The sequence below is a fragment of the Streptomyces sp. NPDC005141 genome, from assembly GCF_053599975.1.
Genome location: NZ_JBSFYW010000003.1, coordinates 26,475 through 42,923, shown reverse-complemented (window position 1 = coordinate 42,923; position 16,449 = coordinate 26,475). Strand labels below are relative to the sequence as shown.

The window sequence follows — 16,449 nt, the reverse complement described above, 5'->3', positions numbered from 1 at the left end:
CGGGAACCCCGACACGGCCTGTGACGCGGCACCAATCCGTCCGGCAACCGCGGCGACGGAGCCCGGAGGCTCAGCCGCCCAGCTCCTGGTGGCGTGCCACCAGGCGGGACGCGCCCTCCTCCGTCAGGGAGCCGAACAGGCGCAGGCGGGAGATGCCGCCGTCCGGGAAGATGTCCACGCGCGCGTGGGTGCCGACGACGGGTGCGGCCAGGGTGAAGCGGTGGTTGGTGTCGGGCTGCAGGCGGGTGCGCGGCAGGACCTCGGTCCACTCCCCCTCGTCGCCGTTCTTCACCGACACCGAGGCCCACCCCGCGCTGTTGCCCTTCAGGTACGCCGTGTCGATCTCGAGGGCGCGGATCTCGGACTGGGCGACGAGCCGGTAGCGGATCCAGTCGTTGCCGTTGTCGCGGCGGCGGCGCGTCTCCCAGCCGTCGTCCATCTTGCGGGAGCGCCCCGGCTGGATCGTGTTGGTGGCGGGTGAGTAGAAGAGGTTGGAGGCGTCCTCCGCCTGTCCGCCGTTCTCCAGGGCGACCACGTCGAAGGTGCCGAGGGCGGACAGCCAGCGCGGGTCGGGCACGACCTCGCCGTACACACGCAGTCGCGCGATGCCCCCGTCGGGGTGCTGGTTGACGCGCAGGTGGGTGAAGCGCTGCTCGACGGAGACGGCGAATCCGTTGGCCGCGTGACCGCCGACCGCGGTGCGCGGTACGAGGGTCGTCCACTTCACGCCGTCCGCGAGGAGTTCCTCCGGAGACGGCGAACCGGGCACCGACGCGCCCTCGACCGACACCGCCTGCGGGTAGTTGCCGCGGAAGTGGGCCGTGTCGACCACGATCCCGCGGATCACGCCGGGGGCGCCGAGGCGCACCAGGGCCCAGTCGCGGTCCTCGGCGGTCGGCCACGGGTGCTCGGCCGAGGCGCCGCGGCGCCGCCGGGTCTCCCAGCCGTCCATGATCTTGCCCTTGTGGCCGAAGTGCTCGGGGTCGAACTCGGCGGCCGCGGACACGAGGAGGTTCTCGCGCTGGGCGAAGAACTCGTCGTTGGCTGCCACGACCCCGGCGCCGAGCTGCCGGTCGGCGAGGTTGGCGTACTGGGTGAAGGGGAAGTCGGCGGTGCGGTAGTCCGCGTACGGGTCGCCGCCTCCGTAGGGGTTCGCGTCTCCGGTGAAGGTGGCCAGAACGGTTGGGCGCTGCGCCGTCACGATGATCGATCTGCCTTTCGGGGTCGGCCGTTGCGGGTGCGGATGCGGTGCGGGTGCCGGAGTGCGGTGCGGCGGTCCGTGGTGCGGATCAGTGGGTCGGTGCGGGTGGGTCGGTGAAGGTGCGGGGTTATGGGTGGCGGGTGAGGAGGTGGCCGGTGGGCTCGGCGAACCGGCCCTCGGCGACGATGCGTTCGCCGCGCAGCCAGGTGGACTTCACGACGCCGGTGAGGGTCCTGCCCGCGTAGGCCGTCACCCGGTTGCGGTGCTGGAGCGCGGCGGGATCGACGGTGAAGGTCTCGTCGGGGGCGAGCACCGCGAAGTCGGCGTCGCGGCCCGCCTCGACCGAACCCTTGCGGTCGCCGAGGCCGACCAGCTCGGCCGTGCGGGTGGACATCCAGCGGACCACGTCCTCCAGGCCGTGGCCGCGCCGCCGGGCCTCGGTCCAGACGGCGGACAGGCTCAGCTGAAGTCCTGAGATGCCGCCCCACGCGGTCGCGAAGTCGTCCGTCTTGAGGTCGGCGGTCGACGGCGAGTGGTCGGTGACCACGCAGTCGATCGTGCCGTCGGCCAGCGCCTGCCACAGCAGGTCCTGGTTGGCGGCCTCGCGGATGGGTGGGCAGCACTTGAACTCGCTGGCGCCGTCCGGGACTTCCTCGGCGGTCAGGGTGAGGTAGTGCGGGCAGGTCTCCACCGTGAGCCGGACGCCCTCGGCCTTCGCGGCGGCGATCAGCGGGAGCGCGTCGCTCGACGACAGATGCAGCACGTGCACGCGCGCGTCGAGGCGCTTGGCCTGCGCGATGAGACTCGCGACGGCCGTGTCCTCGGCGTCGCGGGGGCGCGAGGCGAGGAAGTCGGTGTACCTCCGGCCGCCCTTCTGCGGGGCGGACGCCAGGTGGTGCGGGTCCTCGGCGTGCACGATCAGCAGGCCGCCGAAGCCGGCGATCTCGGCGAGTGACCGGGCGAGCTGGTCCTGGTCCAGTTCGGGGAACTCGTCGACTCCGGAGGGCGAGAGGAACGCCTTGAATCCGAAGACTCCGGCATCGTGCAGGGGCCGCAGGTCCTTGACGTTGCCGGGGAGCGCGCCGCCCCAGAAGCCGACGTCGATGTGCGCCCTGGAGCGGGCGACGTCCTTCTTCGTACGGAGGTTGCCGACCGTCGTCGTCGGCGGGAGGGAGTTGAGCGGCATGTCGATCAGGGTGGTGATGCCGCCGGCGGCCGCGGCGCGCGTCGCGGTCCAGAAGCCCTCCCAGTCGGTGCGGCCGGGGTCGTTCACATGGACGTGGGTGTCGACGAGGCCGGGCAGCAGGACGTCGTCGCCGAAGTCCTCGAGCCGGGCACCGGGCGGCACCTCGGTGTCGTGCGGCAGCACGGCCGTGATCTTCCCCTCGGCGACCGCGACCGAAGCGGCGCGCGTCCCTTCGGGAGTGATGACGCGCGTCGAGCGCAGTACCAGTTCGACGTCGGACACCCGGACCCCTCTCTCTGCCGCCGTTGAATCCCGCCGCCGGTTTACTTCCACGTAACGAAATTCAACGTTCTGTTGAAGGAGTCTTCACTCCGGCCCTCGTGCCGTCAAGGGTTCACTTCTCCACTCTGCCTCCGACCTGCCCGGCTCTGGATGTTTCCACAAAGTGGAAGTAGAATTCCGACAAGCAGAAGGTGGTTGTGCACAACCGGGGAGTCGACCGACTGCCGGGTAGGCTGCGTCTCTGCCCGCCCGCCACCCGCCACCGCCCCGCTCGAGACGCTTCGGGTCACCCTCTCGATCCTCTCGATTCTGCGCCCCGAAAGGACCGCCGCCGTGCCGCCGTCCAGCGCCAGCACCACCGACGCCAAATCGTCCGCTCCGAGTGGCGGTGTCCAGTCCCTCGAGCGCGCCTTCGATCTGCTGGAGCGCATGGCGGACGCCGGGGGCGAGGTCGGCCTGAGCGAGCTCTCCGCGAGCAGCGGGCTGCCGTTGCCCACCATTCACCGGCTGATGCGCACCCTGGTGGCCTGCGGATACGTACGCCAGCAGACCAACCGCAGGTACGCGCTCGGCCCCCGTCTGATCCGCCTCGGCGAGTCCGCCTCCCGGCTGCTCGGCACCTGGGCCCGCCCCTACCTGGCGCGCCTGGTCGAGGAGACCGGCGAGACCGCGAACATGGCGCTGCTCGACGGGGACGAGATCGTCTACGTCGCCCAGGTGCCGTCCAAGCACTCCATGCGCATGTTCACCGAGGTGGGCCGCCGGGTGCTGCCGCACTCCACGGGCGTCGGCAAGGCGCTGCTGGCCCACACTCCGGACGCCGAGGTGCGCGCGCTGCTCTCGCGTACCGGGATGCCCGCCGCGACGGAGAAGACGATCACCACGCCGGACGGCTTCCTCGCCGCGCTCGAAGAGGTGCGCCGGGCCGGCTACGCGATCGACGACAACGAGCAGGAGATCGGCGTCCGCTGCCTGGCCGTCTCCGTGCCCGATTCCCCGACCGCCGCCGCGATCTCGATCTCCGGTCCGGCCGGCCGGGTCACCGAGGCCGCCACCGACAAGATCGTGCCGGTGCTCCAGCAGGTCGCGGCCGAGCTGTCGGAGGCCCTGGCCAGCTCGGGCCCCGGCGCCGCCTGACCGGGGCACCGCTCCCGGGCCCGCAAGAAAGGTCCCGGGCCCGGCTGGGTTCGACCCGGCAGCTTCGACGAGTTCCTCCAGGTGGCCGTCCGCCATCTCCCGCACTGCACCGCGCCCGCCTCGCCGAGGTGGGCGCGGTCCGCGTCCGGGCGAAGCCGGGCGTGGACTCCCGCACGTCGGCGGTGGTGACGGTCACCGGGCGGGGTGTCCTCCGCGGGCGGGGCCATGACGGGGCCGGAAGCGCGGGGACCGGACGGGCCCGACGACGTTCCCGTCCGGGCGGGCGCGGTGCCCGCCCGTGGTCAGCGACGGCTTCGGTGCGGGGGTTCTCCGAAGAGTTCCACCGCGGTGCGGACGTCCGCGAGGCGGGTCGCCAGGGCACTGACCGAGCCGATCGCGCCCGCGACCAGGAGGAGGGAGCGGCGCAGCCGGGGGATCTCGGGCCGGCCGGCGGCGGCCATCGCGGCGAGGGCCGCGAGCTCGTCCTCGGCGATGCCCCGGTCGGGGAACTCGGCCGGATGCGCGGCGAGTTCACGGCGCAGCCGGGAGACGGCGGTGCGCAGTTCCGCCACCCTCGGGTCCTCGTCGCTGCCGGTCACTGGCCTCTGCCCCAAGCTCCGCAACACAGCTCTCCCTCTGGCACGCCGTTGTGCGTCGGTCCTTCTCGTGTCGGCCCCAGCTCCCCATGGCGGTGGTCGGGCGCCGGGGGACGCGGGCCAGTAAACGCCACCTGATGCGATGGGCGCCACTGCGCGGACCGAAATCGAGCCCGGCGGCACCGGGGTGACGGCCCGGGTTCCGGAGCACGCTCCGGCCCGGTCGGGTATGCAGGGGACATGACGGAGAACACGGACGAGGTGGTCGGGCTGTTGCTGGCCGCAGGCGGCGGGCGGCGCCTCGGGGGCCGCCCCAAGGCACTCCTGCCGCACCGGGGACGACCCCTCGTCGAACACGCGGTCGGAGTACTGCGTGACGGCGGCTGCACCCGTGTCCATGTCGTCCTCGGCGCCCGGGCCGATGCCGTACGGGAGCGGGCGTCGCTGGCCGGGTGCGTCCTCGTGGACAACCCGCGATGGGAGGAGGGCATGGGCTCCTCGCTGCGGGCGGGGCTCGACTCGCTGGCGGACTCGGGGGCGCTGGCCGCGCTGGTGTCGCTGGTCGACCAGCCGGGGATCGGCCGGGAGGCGGTGGCTCGAGTGCTCGCCGCGTACGCCTCCCCGCTGTCGCTCGCCGCGGCGGCGTACGACGGCGAACGCGGCCATCCGGTGCTCTTCGGGGCCGGCCACTGGGCCGGGATCGCGGCGACCGCCACCGGCGACCGGGGCGCGCGCGCCTATCTGAAGGCCCACCAGGACGCGGTCACCCTCGTCGAGTGCGGGGATGTGGCGCGGGCGTACGACATCGACACGGAGGCCGACCTGATCCACCTTGAGTGAGCGGGGTGGCACCGAGCGCCACCTTCTGTCGACCCGGAGAATCTCGACATCAACAAACCATTGAACTTCCACCATGAGGAAACTAGTATCCACTGTTCAGAAGCGCCCCGCCGTGTCGAGGGCGCCCGGCGCCATCCCCGCGCCCCGTGGCACCGGGTGCCAGGCGCGGTGACGCCGCCCGTGGTTCGCTCGCACGGTCCGTATGCAGCTCGCCCGCACGTAGCTCGCTGAAGGAAGTGACACCTCATGTCCGCACCAGCGCCGTCCCCGCTGGCCATCGTCGACGCCGAGCCCCTGCCCCGGCAGGAAGAGGTCCTCACCGACGCGGCCCTCGCCTTCGTGGCCGAGCTGCACCGGCTGTTCACGCCCCGGCGTGACGAGCTCCTCGCCCGCCGCGCGGAGCGCCGCGCCGAGATCGCCCGCACCTCCACGCTCGACTTCCTCCCGGAGACCGCCGCGATCCGCGCCGACGACTCCTGGAAGGTGGCCCCCGCTCCGGCCGCGCTGAACGACCGACGGGTCGAGATCACCGGCCCGACCGACCGCAAGATGACGATCAACGCCCTCAACTCCGGCGCCCGGGTGTGGCTCGCGGACTTCGAGGACGCCTCGGCACCCACCTGGGAGAACGTCGTCCTCGGTCAGCTCAACCTGATCGGCGCGTACACCCGCAGCATCGACTTCACCGACCCGAAGTCCGGCAAGTCGTACGCTCTGCGGCCGGACGACGAGCTCGCGACGGTCGTGATGCGGCCGCGCGGCTGGCACCTGAACGAGCGTCACCTCGTCGCCGCCGACGGCACGCCCGTGCCCGGCGCGCTGGTCGACTTCGGCCTATACTTCTTCCACAACGCGCAGCGGCTGCTCGACCTCGGCAAGGGCCCGTACTTCTATCTGCCGAAGACGGAGTCACACCTCGAAGCCCGCCTGTGGAACGACGTGTTCGTCTTCGCGCAGGACTACGTCGGCATTCCGCAGGGCACGGTCCGCGCGACCGTCCTGATCGAGACGATCACGGCCGCGTACGAGATGGACGAGATCCTCTACGAACTCCGCGACCACGCCGCCGGGTTGAACGCGGGCCGCTGGGACTACCTCTTCTCCATCGTCAAGAACTTCCGTGACGGCGGGACCAAGTTCGTCCTGCCGGACCGCAACGCGGTGACGATGACGGCCCCGTTCATGCGCGCGTACACCGAACTCCTCGTCCGCACCTGCCACAAGCGCGGCGCGCACGCGATCGGCGGCATGGCCGCGTTCATCCCCTCGCGGCGCGACGAAGAGGTCAACAAGGTCGCCTTCGAGAAGGTCAAGGCCGACAAGGACCGTGAGGCGGGCGACGGCTTCGACGGCTCGTGGGTGGCCCACCCCGACCTCGTCCCGATCGCGATGGCCTCCTTCGACGCCGTTCTCGGCGACAGGCCGAACCAGAAGGACCGGCTGCGCGAGGATGTGTCGGTCGCGGCCGGTGACCTCATCGCCATCGACTCGCTGGACGCCCGGCCGACGTACGACGGTCTGGTCAACGCCGTGCAGGTGGGCATCCGTTACATCGAGGCCTGGCTGCGCGGCCTCGGCGCGGTCGCCATCTTCAACCTCATGGAGGACGCCGCCACCGCCGAGATCTCGCGCTCGCAGATCTGGCAGTGGATCAACGCCGGTGTCGTCTTCGAGCACGACGGAAGGACCGTGGCCGCCACCCCGGAGCTGGCGCGCGAGATCGCCGCGCGGGAACTCGCCGACATCCGCGCCGAGATCGGCGAGGAGGCCTTCGCGGCCGGCCGCTGGCAGCAGGCGCACGACCTGCTCCTGAAGGTCGCGCTGGACGAGGACTACGCGGACTTCCTGACGCTGCCCGCCTACGAGCAGCTGACCGGCTGACCCGGCCTCAGTGCGGCGGTCCGTCCGCGTGTCTGTCCGAGTGGCCCAGGGACCTCTCCGGGGCCACTCGGTCGCGGACGAGGCGCTTGACCGCCGTGGGCTCGGGGAAACCCTGCTCGCGGCGGTCCCAGACCACCTCGTCGTTGACCCGGACGACGAAGACGCCGCCTGTACCGGGCTTGAGGGACAGCTCGTCGAGCTCCGCCTCGAACGTGGTGAGCAGTTCCTGCGCCAGCCAGGCCGCGCGGGGCAGCCAGCGGCACTGGGTGCAGTACTCGATCTGGACCCGCTGGACTTCTGTCATCCGAGATGCACCGACCAATCCTGTTCCGCCGCCGGTTTGCCGTGCAGGTCCGGAACCCGTTTGAGCCAGTCGGGCCGCCCCCGCTGGGTCCGCTCCGCGCGATCCGCGTCCTCCGCGGCGAGCTCCTCGCGGCTCGGGAAGTCCGTGGGCAGCCAGGCCGCCGAGGCCCGGACGCGGGCGAGGAGATAGCCGACGTACGCCTCGCGGACCGCGTCGGGGCTCGCGAAGCCGGGCTCGTCCGTGAGCCAGGGGTCGGGCACCTCGGCCAGAACCGCGCGCAGGAGCTCCTCGGTCACGCGGGGCGCGAGCTCGGCGTCGGCCGCGCGGGTGTCCGGGTGGTGGCCGCCGAGCGCGTGGCTCCGGAAGTCGTACGCCTTCTCCGGCGACGAGGCGTCCCAGCGGTGGTGGAAGACGAGGGCGGCGCCGTGGTCGATCAGCCAGAGCCGCGGCGGCGCGATGCCGAAGGTGGGCCAGACCATCAGGTTCGAGCTGTGCACCGTGCGGTCCACATTGACCGTCAGGGCGTCCAGCCAGATCACCTTGCCCGCCTCCAGCGGGTCGACGGGGAAGGTCCGCGCGATCTCCGGCGTGAAGTCCTTCGCGCCCGGCAGATAGTCCATGCCGAGGTTGAGTCCGGCACTCGCCCGGAGCAGGTCCTGGACCTCCTGGTGGGGCTCATGCCCGCCGACGGCCGGATCGAAGTGGACGAGGACCAGCTCGGGGAACCGCAGCCCGAGGGCGCGGGCAAGCTCACCGACGATGATCTCGGCGACCAGCGCCTTGTGGCCCTGGGCGGCACCCGTGAACTTCACGACGTAGGTCCCCAGGTCGTCGGCCTCGACGACTCCGGGCACGGAGCCGCCCGCCGTCAGCGGGGTCACGTATCGAACAGCGGTCACGTCGCGGAGCACACCTGACACTGTAAAGCAGCTGATCGCTCCGCCCCCGGGCGTCAGGGGCGGACGAGGGGGTTCGGCAGGGGCACGTACCGCGCGTCCGCGCCGTCCGCGCCCGTCCAGCGGAGCAGCAGATTGGTCTTGCCCGGGAGAGTGGGCGAGGAGAGCAGCGCGGCGATCTCGGGGAGGTCGCGGTCCGCGCCGTGACGGTGGAGTTCCCGTCGTACGGCGGGCCAGGGCTCCGCGCCCGGGAACCGCTCGGCGAGGAGGGCGGCCAGCTCGGCGAGGTGGTTGACGATCAGGCAGTAGACGAGCCGTTCCCAGCCGGCCGCGCGGCTCACCCCAGGCAGCAGTTTCACTCCCTCCGCGTCCCGGAACAGGGCCTGGACGGGCATGCCGGCACCGTCCACGGCGACCAGGGTGTTCTGCACGTGGGCCTCGACGACGACTCCGTGGCGCCCGAACGCCTCCAGCACCGGGGGCACCACCTGGCGGAGGTACGCGGCCCACCAGGCCCAGGGCTCGGTGAGCCTGTCGAGCGGGCTGCCGTCGAAGCCTTCCACCAGGGCGGCGGCGAGCAGCGGGGTGGTGCCGGGGACGAGGTGGTCGCGCAGTCCGTCGCGGACCAGGACGGCGAGTTCCTCGAAGGCGAAGTCGGCGGTGCGGTAGCCGCGGTCGCTCAGCCAGGCCGCGGAGCTCCGCGCGGCGGCGAAGGCGGCGGCGGTCGCGGCGTCGGTGGCGCGCATCTTCAGCAGATCGTGCTTCCACAGCCGGCGGATGTCGTTGGTGATGCGCACATCAAGGCTGAACTTGACGAACAGGTCGTCCTCGGGGGCGTAGAGCGTGCGAATGGCGGCCGTCGGCCACAGCGGGCGGGCGGTGCGTCCGACGCGTACGAGCCGGCCGTCCGCGAAGGCGTCCCGGATCGCCGGGCGGTCGCCGGTCAGGTCGAGCTGCCAGGGGTGGGCGGGCAGCAGCCGGTAGCCCGGCGGGGCCTCGCCGAGTTCGTCGAGCGCCGCCGTGTCGCCCTCCTCGACGACCGCGTCCGCGCGCACCGCGAGCAGCTCCAGCGGGAAGCGGGCGTAGGCCTCGGGGGCGTACGGCAGCCAGCCGGTGGCCGGGCCGCCGCCGCGGGTCTTGGGCGCCGGGTGGTACGGGTGGCCCATGACCAGGGACTGCTCCGAGCGCAGGTACGGGTCCTCGGGCGGCGACGTGCGGGCACGGGCGCGGAGGAGGGCCGCGACCACGTCCCTGCTGTCGGTCATCTCGGCGGGCAGTTCGGAGCCGGCCTCTCCGGTGGACCGGCGCAGTTCCTCGGCCGCCAGCGCGACCAGTTCCCGGTGGGTGAGCCGGTGCCAGGTCCCCTCGGCGTACACCTCGGGCTCGACGGGCCGCCGCGTCCCGCGCACCCGCAGCATCCGGCCACCGGCGCGGAGCCGGTGGACGCCCGGTTCCGGTGTGGGCTCCGCCAGTTCGCGAAGGAGACAATTGAGCAACGGCGCGGCGGCGTACGCGTCGGCGGCCTCGTCCATGTCACCCCCGGTGACGTGGGGGAACACGGTCGGCATGAAGTCCACGCGATCCATCCGGTCCATTCGATCCATACGGTGCACTGGTGATCAGTATGTCTGCCGCGGCGGACGAACTCGACGCAGTCCCGTACCCAAGGAGCCCGCCTGTGCACCGTCCCTCCACGCCCGACACCGAGGCCGCGTTCGCCGAGGAACTGAGCGTCGTACGACCCGATCTGTCGGTGCCGTACGCGGAGGCCCTGCCCGGCGCCCGGGCGGCCGTACTGACCCGGTTGTGGCGCGCGCTGGCGTACGAACCGCTGCCGTGGATCGCCCGCCGCGAGACGGGCCGTGACGGCCTCGCGCTGCGTCTGACGGACGGCCGCCGGCTGCACGGACCGCACGCCGACCCGTACGCCACCTCCGCGTACGTGACCGAAGTGCGGCTCGCCGAGCGGACGTACGATCGTCCGGAGGTGCTCGTCGACGCCCTCGGTGTACCGCACGGTCCCGCCTTCGCGGCCGAACTCGCGCACAGCGTCGCCTCCATGGCCCTGTCGCGGGCGGACCGGGCGGCGTCCTGCCGCGCCCCTGAGGCGCCCGAGGCGAGCTGGGTGTGGGAGCAGCGGATCGTGGACGGGCATCCGTATCACCCCAACTGCCGTGCCCGGCCGGGGTTCTCGGTGGCCGAACAGCTCGCCTACGGGCCGGAGCACCGGCCGTCGGTGGAGTTGGGCCTGGTGGCGGTGGACGGCGGTCTCGTCACGGGCGAGTGGCCGAAGTGGCTGCGGGAGGGGGAGCGGGTGCTGATCCCGGTGCATCCCTGGCAGACCGCCCATGTACTGGACGTCCCGGTCCAGGAGGGTTTCACCGCCCACCCGTTGATGTCCCTGCGGACCCTCGCGGTGCCGGACGGGCCGCATGTGAAGACCGCTCTCAGCGCCAGGCTGACCTCGTCGGTGCGGGACATCTCGGTGTACTCGGTGGAGACGGCGGAAACGGTCTCGGCGTTCATGGAGGGGATGACGGCGGGCCTGGACGTGCCGCTGCACATCACCCGCACCCTCGGCGCGGCCACCGCCGGCTTCCCCGATCTCGCGGCGGTGGTGCGGGAGTCCCCGGACGGCTACACGGATGCGGGCGAGACGTGCGTCCCGGTGGCCGCCCTTCCGCTGACCCTGCTGCCCGAAAAGGCCTCCTGGCTGGCCGAGTTCACCCGCCTCGTCCTCACAGCGGGGCTGCGGCTGCTGGAGCTCGGGGTGGCCCTGGAGGCACACGGGCAGAACCTGCTCGTGGTCCTCGACCGCGCCGGCTCCCCCGTCCGGCTCGTCTACCGCGACCTGGCCGACATCCGGGTGAGCCCCGCCCGGCTTGCGCGCCACGGCATCCCGGTCCCCCGGCTGTCCGGACGTATCGTCACGGACGACGAGACCGCGCTGCGCCGCAAGCTCTTCGGCTCCCTCGTCGGCGGCGCGCTGGGCGCGACGGCCGGCTCGACAGCCGCGCTGCGCGAGGCCCTTGAAGCGGTGGCACCGGATCTTCCGCGCACCGCGGACCTTGCCGCGCTCCTCGGCGAACCGCTCCCCGCCAAAGCCCTGACCTTGATGCGGCTGTCCCCCGAGACCCCCGGTGACCTGTGGACACGGCTCCCGCAGCCGCTCGCGGGACCCGGCTCGTCATGAAGCGGGACACCTCTCGTTTTTACGCGCGGCACCTTTGATCAATAGGATCCGCCGATGATCACAAGACAACGGCTGGCGGCGGGCGTCTGCGCCCTGCTCGCCGCCCTGGCCGCCGGGATCGCCTTCCCAGCGGGAGCGGTCGCCGACGAAACCACGGCGACCGCTCCCAAGGTCGAACTCCTGCTGGACGTCAGCGGTTCGATGCGGGCCCGGGACATCGACGGCGAGTCGCGGATGTCCGCGGCCAAGCAGGCGTTCAACGAAGTGCTCGACGCGACGCCCGAGGAGGTGCAGCTCGGCATCCGCACCCTCGGCGCCAACTATCCGGGGGACGACCGCAAGACGGGCTGCAAGGACACGGCCCAGCTGTATCCGGTGGGGACCCTGGACCGCACCGAGGCCAAGACGGCCGTCGCGACCCTCAGTCCGACCGGCTGGACCCCGATAGGCCCCGCCCTGCTCAAGGCGGCAGACGACCTCGAAGGCGGTGAGGGCACCCGTCGCATCGTGCTGATCAGCGACGGCGAGGACACCTGTCAGCCGCTCGACCCGTGCGAGGTGGCCCGCGAGATCGCGGCCAAGGGCATCAACCTGACCATCGACACCCTGGGGCTGGTCCCCAACGTCAAGATGCGCAAGCAGCTGAGCTGCATCGCCGAGGCCACCGGTGGCACGTACACCTCGGTGGAGCACAAGGAGGAACTCAGCGACCGCGTCAACCAGTTGGTGGACCGTGCCGCTGATCCGGTGGTGAAGCCGGTGGCCGTGGAGGGGACCGACTCGTGCACCGGCGCGCCCGCCGTCAAGTCGGGTCTCTACACCGACCGCGAGGAGTTCGCGCAGCACCGCTGGTATCGCGTGGAGGTCCGGCCGGGCCAGGAACTGCGCGCCTCGGTGAGCATCGGGGCCGACCGTCAGGTCAACCCCGACTATGGGGTGTTGCTGCGTGCCGTCACCACGCACGGCCGGGAGATCGTGCGCGGCGAGGCGGCCGGGAACGGCCGCACCGACGTCGTCTCGACGGGTCTGCGTTATCCGAAGGCCGAGAGCGACGACGAGGACGCGGCCGCCGAGGTCGTGTGTCTCCAGGTCGCCAACTCCTTCTCGGCGGCGGCGGGCGTGAAGACCGGGCCCGGACTGCCGCTGGAACTGACCGTCGACGTCGTCGACGGCCCCGACCAGGCGAGTGACGTGGCCTCCTTCGGGCTCGGACGCGGCTGGTGGCTGCTCGGCGCCCTGGTGCTCGCCGGCTTCCTCGCGGGTGTGCTGTGGGGCTGGATCTCGCGCTGGCGGTTCGCGGTCTGGAGGACCAACTGATGCGTATCCGACGTGTGCTGAGCACCGCCGTGCTTCTCGCGGGGGTCGCCGCGGCGCCCGCGCTGCTCGGAGCGGCCGCTTCCCCGGCCGTCGCCGACTCCTCGCCGTCCGCGAGCCCGTCGGACGACGGCGCCGCGCCCACCGAGGCCGGTACGTCTTTCCGTACGGCGACCGAGATCGAGCAGGGCCTGCAGGCCACCGCCAGCGGCTCCACGGGTGACTACCTGTACTGGTCGTTCCCCGCGGACGCCGGGCAGCGGCCCACCGTGAAGGCGACGGTGAAGCTGCCCGAGGCGTCCAAGCGCGCCTCCTCCGAGACCTGGCAGATCGATGTGTACGACGGTCTGCGGCGCCGTCAGGCCTGCCAGTACGGAGCGCAGACCCGGACGGCGGCGACGGACGCGGCCTCCGTGGAGCTGTCCTGCACCCTGCGCACCGTCCGCGCCTGGTCGGAGACCTGGGCCAACGACCCGCTGCCGGGCACCTATTACATCCGGCTGACCGCCACCGGTCTCGGGGCGGCCGACCTGGGTCTGCCGGTGAGCACGGAAGTCCGGGTGGATTCCAAGGACATCGGCGGTTCGGCCGCGGTCGACGGCTCGCTCGCCAAGCCGTTGGTGCCGGGCATCGCCACGACCGCCGAGAAGTCCGACGAGGAGTCCGACTCCGCGACGGCGGCGCTGTCCTCGCTCGAACCCGACGACGGCTGGACCTCCGGCTGGTGGTCCGACCGCTGGGTGTGGACCGCGGTCGGCGGCATCCTCGCGGCTCTCGCGGGCATCGGCGGATACGCGCTGACGCGGGGCACCGGACGGCCTTCCCGGATTCCGCCGGGCGCCTGACCCGTACGGTCGCAGAGGCCCGCCGCGCTCCCCGTCCGGGAGCACGGCGGGCCTCTGCCGTCCCGCCCGGTGTCAGACCTCGCGCAGGGCCTTGGCCAGGGGGCCGTCGCCCGTCACGCCGACGCTCCGCTCGCGCAGGGCGTCGAGCAGTGTCAAGGTCCCCCGGCTCACGGCCTCGCACGTCGGCGTGTCCAGCGTCAGCCGGGCGTCCGGCTCCCGCGGGGCGATCCCGTCCCCGTAGAGCGGTCCTTCCTCGGCGCCCAGCCACACATGGAACCGGCCCTCGTCCAGGTGGACTTCGACCAGCCCCTCCCCCGCTCCGGCGGCGTCCAGCCCCCGCAGCAGCGGCAGCGCGAACCAGTGCGCCCGTACGGCGTCGGTGGGCCGCCGCTCGCCCAGCGCGGGCGCGCCCCACTCCCCGAGCGCCTGGAGGACGGGCAGCAGCTCCCGCCCGCGAGAGGTGAGTTCGTAGACATAGGCCGCGCCGGGAGGCGGCAGGCGCCGCCGGGTGGTCAGGCCGTCGCGCTCCATGTCCTTGAGCCGGGAGGCGAGGACGTCGGTGCTGACGCCCGGCAGATCGGCGTGCAGATCGGTGTAGCGGCGCGGTCCGCCGAGCAGTTCGCGGACGATCAGGAGGGTCCACCGGTCCCCGACCGCGTCGAGGGCACGGGCGGCGGAACAGTACTGGTCGTAGCTTCGGCGCGGTGACATGCGACGCAGTCTAGCTATCTTGTTGGACTTTCCAAGCTTCCACTTGGTAAAACCAAGCAACACCACAACCGGAGGGCGCAGCGCATGGAGTTCCGGCAGTCCAGCAAGCTCAGCGAGGTCTGTTACGAGATCCGCGGCCCGGTCATCGAGCACGCCGACGCACTGGAGGCGGCGGGCCACAGTGTGCTGCGCCTCAACACCGGCAACCCCGCCCTCTTCGGGTTCGAGGCGCCCGAGGAGATCCTCCAGGACATGATCCGGATGCTCCCCCGAGCGCACGGCTACACCGACTCCCGAGGCGTCCTGTCCGCCCGCCGGGCCGTCGCCCAGCGCTATCAGGACCGGGGCCTGGACGTCGGCGTGGACGACGTCTTCCTCGGCAACGGTGTCTCGGAGCTGGTCTCCATGGCCGTACAGGCCCTGGTCGAGGACGGCGACGAAGTCCTCATCCCCGCCCCGGACTTCCCGCTCTGGACGGCCGTCACCACCCTCGCCGGCGGCAAGGCGGTGCACTACCTGTGCGACGAACAGTCCGACTGGTACCCGGACCTGGAGGACATGGCGGCGAAGATCACCGACCGGACCCGCGCGGTGGTCATCATCAACCCCAACAACCCGACGGGCGCGGTCTATCCGAAGGCGATCGTCGAGGGCATCCTCGATCTCGCCCGCCGTCACGGGCTGATGGTGTTCGCCGACGAGATCTACGACCAGATCCTGTACGACGACGCCGTGCACCACTCGGCCGCGGCCCTCGCCCCCGACCTGGTCGTCCTCACCTTCTGCGGTCTGTCGAAGACGTACCGGGTCGCCGGGTTCCGTTCCGGCTGGCTGGTCGTCACGGGCCCCAAGCAGCACGCGCGCAACTATCTCGAGGGCCTGACTATGCTGGCCTCCATGCGACTGTGCGCCAACGCTCCGGCTCAGTACGCCATCCAGGCCGCGCTCGGCGGCCGCCAGTCGATCCACGAGCTGACCGGGCCCGGCGGCCGGCTCCGCGAGCAGCGCGACCGCGCCTGGGAGAAGCTCAACGAGATCCCCGGCGTCTCGTGCGTGAAACCAAAGGGCGCGCTGTACGCGTTCCCGCGCATCGACCCCGCGGTGCACCCGATCCACGACGACGAGAAGTTCGTCCTCGACCTGCTGCTGCGCGAGAAGATCCAGGTCGTCCAGGGCACCGGCTTCAACTGGCCGCGCCCCGATCACTTCCGCATTCTCACCCTCCCGCACGCCGACGACCTGGACGCGGCGATCAGCCGGATCGGGCGGTTCCTGAGCGGGTACCGGCAGTAGGGAGCCGGGGGACGCCGGTGGGCCGACCGGAGGAGCCGGTGCTGCGGTCCCGGGCGGCCGGTGTCACCGTACGAGGGACAGCAGCTGACGCAGGGACGGAAGGGCGCGGCGATGGGTGACCTGCTCCTCGTACGGCACGGTGAGACCGCATGGTCGATGTCCGGGCGGCACACCGGGTCGACCGATGTCCCACTGACCGACAACGGCCGCGAGCAGGCACGCCGGCTCGGTCCGCTGATCGCCCGGCACCACATCGCGGCGGCGTTCGTCAGCCCGATGCGCCGGGCACGGGAGACGGCCCAGCTGGCCGGGGTCGTCGGCGCCCACGTCGACGCCGACCTCTCCGAGTGGGACTACGGCGGGTACGAGGGCATCACGACCGTCGAGATCCACCGGGAACGGCCCGACTGGTTCCTGTTCACGGACGGTGTCACGGCCGGGCCGCCCGAGCACCCCGGGGAGAGCCCGGACGAGGTCGGGGCACGCGCCGAGCGGATGCTGGCCAAGATCGACGCGGCGCTCTCCGAGTCGGAGGGCAGCGTGGTCGTCGTCTCGCACGGCCACTTCCTGCGGGTGCTGACCGCTCGGCGGCTCGGACTGACCGCCCAGTCCGGCGCCCTCTTCCAGCTCGCCACCGGGACGATGAGCCGGCTGAGCACCGAGCACCGGCGGCATGTGGTGGCCGGATGGAATGTCAGACCCGACGCGTACTGTTCCCATGGACCGCTCTCCCCGGCGGACGAGGGGGCCCAGGCGCCCTGACCCGCGGC

Annotated in this window: 15 protein-coding genes; 8 read left to right on the top strand and 7 right to left on the bottom strand. The window is 72.1% G+C overall.

Features of this window, described 5'->3' with window-relative positions; all coding sequences use genetic code 11:
- Positions 1-70 precede the first annotated feature (70 nt).
- Together alc and allB are read right to left on the bottom strand one after the other, a co-directional pair.
- Positions 71-1,201 carry an allantoicase gene (gene alc / locus ACWD68_RS03065; RefSeq protein WP_451804722.1) on the bottom strand — a complete coding sequence of 377 codons (1,131 nt, stop codon included), beginning with the start codon at positions 1,199-1,201 and terminating at the stop codon, positions 71-73.
- A 127-nt stretch (positions 1,202-1,328) separates the two neighbouring features.
- Complete coding sequence (allB, locus tag ACWD68_RS03060; protein ID WP_451804721.1) at positions 1,329-2,669, bottom strand: allantoinase AllB; 1,341 nt, start codon at positions 2,667-2,669, stop codon at positions 1,329-1,331.
- Positions 2,670-3,002: 333 nt separating this feature from the next.
- Here allB and ACWD68_RS03055 point away from each other — a divergent pair, with 333 nt between their 5' ends.
- Positions 3,003-3,806: an IclR family transcriptional regulator gene (locus ACWD68_RS03055; RefSeq protein WP_451804720.1), complete on the top strand. Its 804-nt coding sequence runs from the start codon at positions 3,003-3,005 to the stop codon at positions 3,804-3,806.
- Positions 3,807-4,108: 302 nt separating this feature from the next.
- Here ACWD68_RS03055 and ACWD68_RS03050 read toward each other — a convergent pair whose 3' ends face one another.
- The gene (locus tag ACWD68_RS03050) at positions 4,109-4,405 is read right to left on the bottom strand and encodes a DUF5955 family protein (RefSeq protein WP_451804719.1); all 297 of its coding nucleotides are present in this window, start codon (positions 4,403-4,405) and stop codon (positions 4,109-4,111) included.
- A 237-nt stretch (positions 4,406-4,642) separates the two neighbouring features.
- Here ACWD68_RS03050 and ACWD68_RS03045 point away from each other — a divergent pair, with 237 nt between their 5' ends.
- Together ACWD68_RS03045 and aceB are read left to right on the top strand one after the other, a co-directional pair.
- A complete protein-coding gene (locus ACWD68_RS03045; RefSeq protein ID WP_451804718.1) occupies positions 4,643-5,242 on the top strand; it encodes a nucleotidyltransferase family protein in 600 nt (199 codons plus the stop codon).
- A gap of 246 nt (positions 5,243-5,488) precedes the next feature.
- Positions 5,489-7,123 carry a malate synthase A gene (gene aceB, locus ACWD68_RS03040; RefSeq protein WP_451804717.1) on the top strand — a complete coding sequence of 545 codons (1,635 nt, stop codon included), beginning with the start codon at positions 5,489-5,491 and terminating at the stop codon, positions 7,121-7,123.
- A gap of 7 nt (positions 7,124-7,130) precedes the next feature.
- Here the strand turns inward: aceB and ACWD68_RS03035 are convergent, their stop codons facing one another.
- Genes ACWD68_RS03035 through ACWD68_RS03025 form a run of 3 tightly spaced genes read right to left on the bottom strand, consistent with a single transcriptional unit; the run spans position 7,131 to position 9,909 of the window.
- Positions 7,131-7,427 (bottom strand): SelT/SelW/SelH family protein, encoded by a 297-nt coding sequence (locus tag ACWD68_RS03035; protein ID WP_451804716.1) that lies wholly within the window; start codon positions 7,425-7,427, stop codon positions 7,131-7,133.
- Positions 7,424-8,338: a HipA family kinase gene (locus tag ACWD68_RS03030; RefSeq protein ID WP_451804715.1), complete on the bottom strand. Its 915-nt coding sequence runs from the start codon at positions 8,336-8,338 to the stop codon at positions 7,424-7,426. The genes ACWD68_RS03035 and ACWD68_RS03030 overlap by 4 nt, the downstream gene beginning before the upstream one ends.
- Positions 8,339-8,379: 41 nt before the next feature.
- On the bottom strand, positions 8,380-9,909 hold the full coding sequence (locus tag ACWD68_RS03025) for an IucA/IucC family protein (protein ID WP_451804714.1): 1,530 nt from the start codon (positions 9,907-9,909) through the stop codon (positions 8,380-8,382).
- 92 nt (positions 9,910-10,001) lie between these two features.
- On the opposite strand from ACWD68_RS03025, the gene ACWD68_RS03020 reads away from it, so the two are divergent.
- Genes ACWD68_RS03020 through ACWD68_RS03010 form a run of 3 tightly spaced genes read left to right on the top strand, consistent with a single transcriptional unit; the run spans position 10,002 to position 13,675 of the window.
- A complete protein-coding gene (locus tag ACWD68_RS03020; RefSeq protein WP_451804713.1) occupies positions 10,002-11,516 on the top strand; it encodes an IucA/IucC family protein in 1,515 nt (504 codons plus the stop codon).
- A gap of 54 nt (positions 11,517-11,570) precedes the next feature.
- Positions 11,571-12,833, top strand: coding sequence for a VWA domain-containing protein (locus tag ACWD68_RS03015; RefSeq protein ID WP_451804712.1), 1,263 nt, complete (start codon positions 11,571-11,573; stop codon positions 12,831-12,833).
- Complete coding sequence (locus ACWD68_RS03010) at positions 12,833-13,675, top strand: hypothetical protein (RefSeq protein WP_451804711.1); 843 nt, start codon at positions 12,833-12,835, stop codon at positions 13,673-13,675. Before ACWD68_RS03015 ends, ACWD68_RS03010 begins: the two co-directional genes overlap by 1 nt.
- A gap of 72 nt (positions 13,676-13,747) precedes the next feature.
- Here ACWD68_RS03010 and ACWD68_RS03005 read toward each other — a convergent pair whose 3' ends face one another.
- A complete protein-coding gene (locus ACWD68_RS03005; RefSeq protein WP_451804710.1) occupies positions 13,748-14,386 on the bottom strand; it encodes a winged helix-turn-helix transcriptional regulator in 639 nt (212 codons plus the stop codon).
- A gap of 84 nt (positions 14,387-14,470) precedes the next feature.
- Between ACWD68_RS03005 and ACWD68_RS03000 the strand changes: the two genes are divergently transcribed.
- Positions 14,471-15,679 (top strand): pyridoxal phosphate-dependent aminotransferase, encoded by a 1,209-nt coding sequence (locus ACWD68_RS03000; RefSeq protein WP_451804709.1) that lies wholly within the window; start codon positions 14,471-14,473, stop codon positions 15,677-15,679.
- Positions 15,680-15,790: 111 nt separating this feature from the next.
- Entirely contained in the window at positions 15,791-16,441 is a 651-nt protein-coding gene (locus ACWD68_RS02995) for a histidine phosphatase family protein (RefSeq protein WP_451804708.1), read from the top strand.
- The last annotated feature ends 8 nt before the right edge of the window (positions 16,442-16,449 follow it).

Coding starts and splice junctions, on each gene's coding strand:
- ACWD68_RS03045 (WP_451804718.1), top strand. CDS start 4,643: ATGACGGAGAACACGGACGAGGTGGTCGGGCTGTTGCTGGCCGCAGGC.
- aceB (WP_451804717.1), top strand. CDS start 5,489: ATGTCCGCACCAGCGCCGTCCCCGCTGGCCATCGTCGACGCCGAGCCC.
- ACWD68_RS03035 (WP_451804716.1), bottom strand. CDS start 7,427: ATGACAGAAGTCCAGCGGGTCCAGATCGAGTACTGCACCCAGTGCCGC.
- ACWD68_RS03025 (WP_451804714.1), bottom strand. CDS start 9,909: ATGGATCGCGTGGACTTCATGCCGACCGTGTTCCCCCACGTCACCGGG.
- ACWD68_RS03015 (WP_451804712.1), top strand. CDS start 11,571: ATGATCACAAGACAACGGCTGGCGGCGGGCGTCTGCGCCCTGCTCGCC.
- ACWD68_RS03010 (WP_451804711.1), top strand. CDS start 12,833: ATGCGTATCCGACGTGTGCTGAGCACCGCCGTGCTTCTCGCGGGGGTC.
- ACWD68_RS03005 (WP_451804710.1), bottom strand. CDS start 14,386: ATGTCACCGCGCCGAAGCTACGACCAGTACTGTTCCGCCGCCCGTGCC.
- ACWD68_RS03000 (WP_451804709.1), top strand. CDS start 14,471: ATGGAGTTCCGGCAGTCCAGCAAGCTCAGCGAGGTCTGTTACGAGATC.
- ACWD68_RS02995 (WP_451804708.1), top strand. CDS start 15,791: ATGGGTGACCTGCTCCTCGTACGGCACGGTGAGACCGCATGGTCGATG.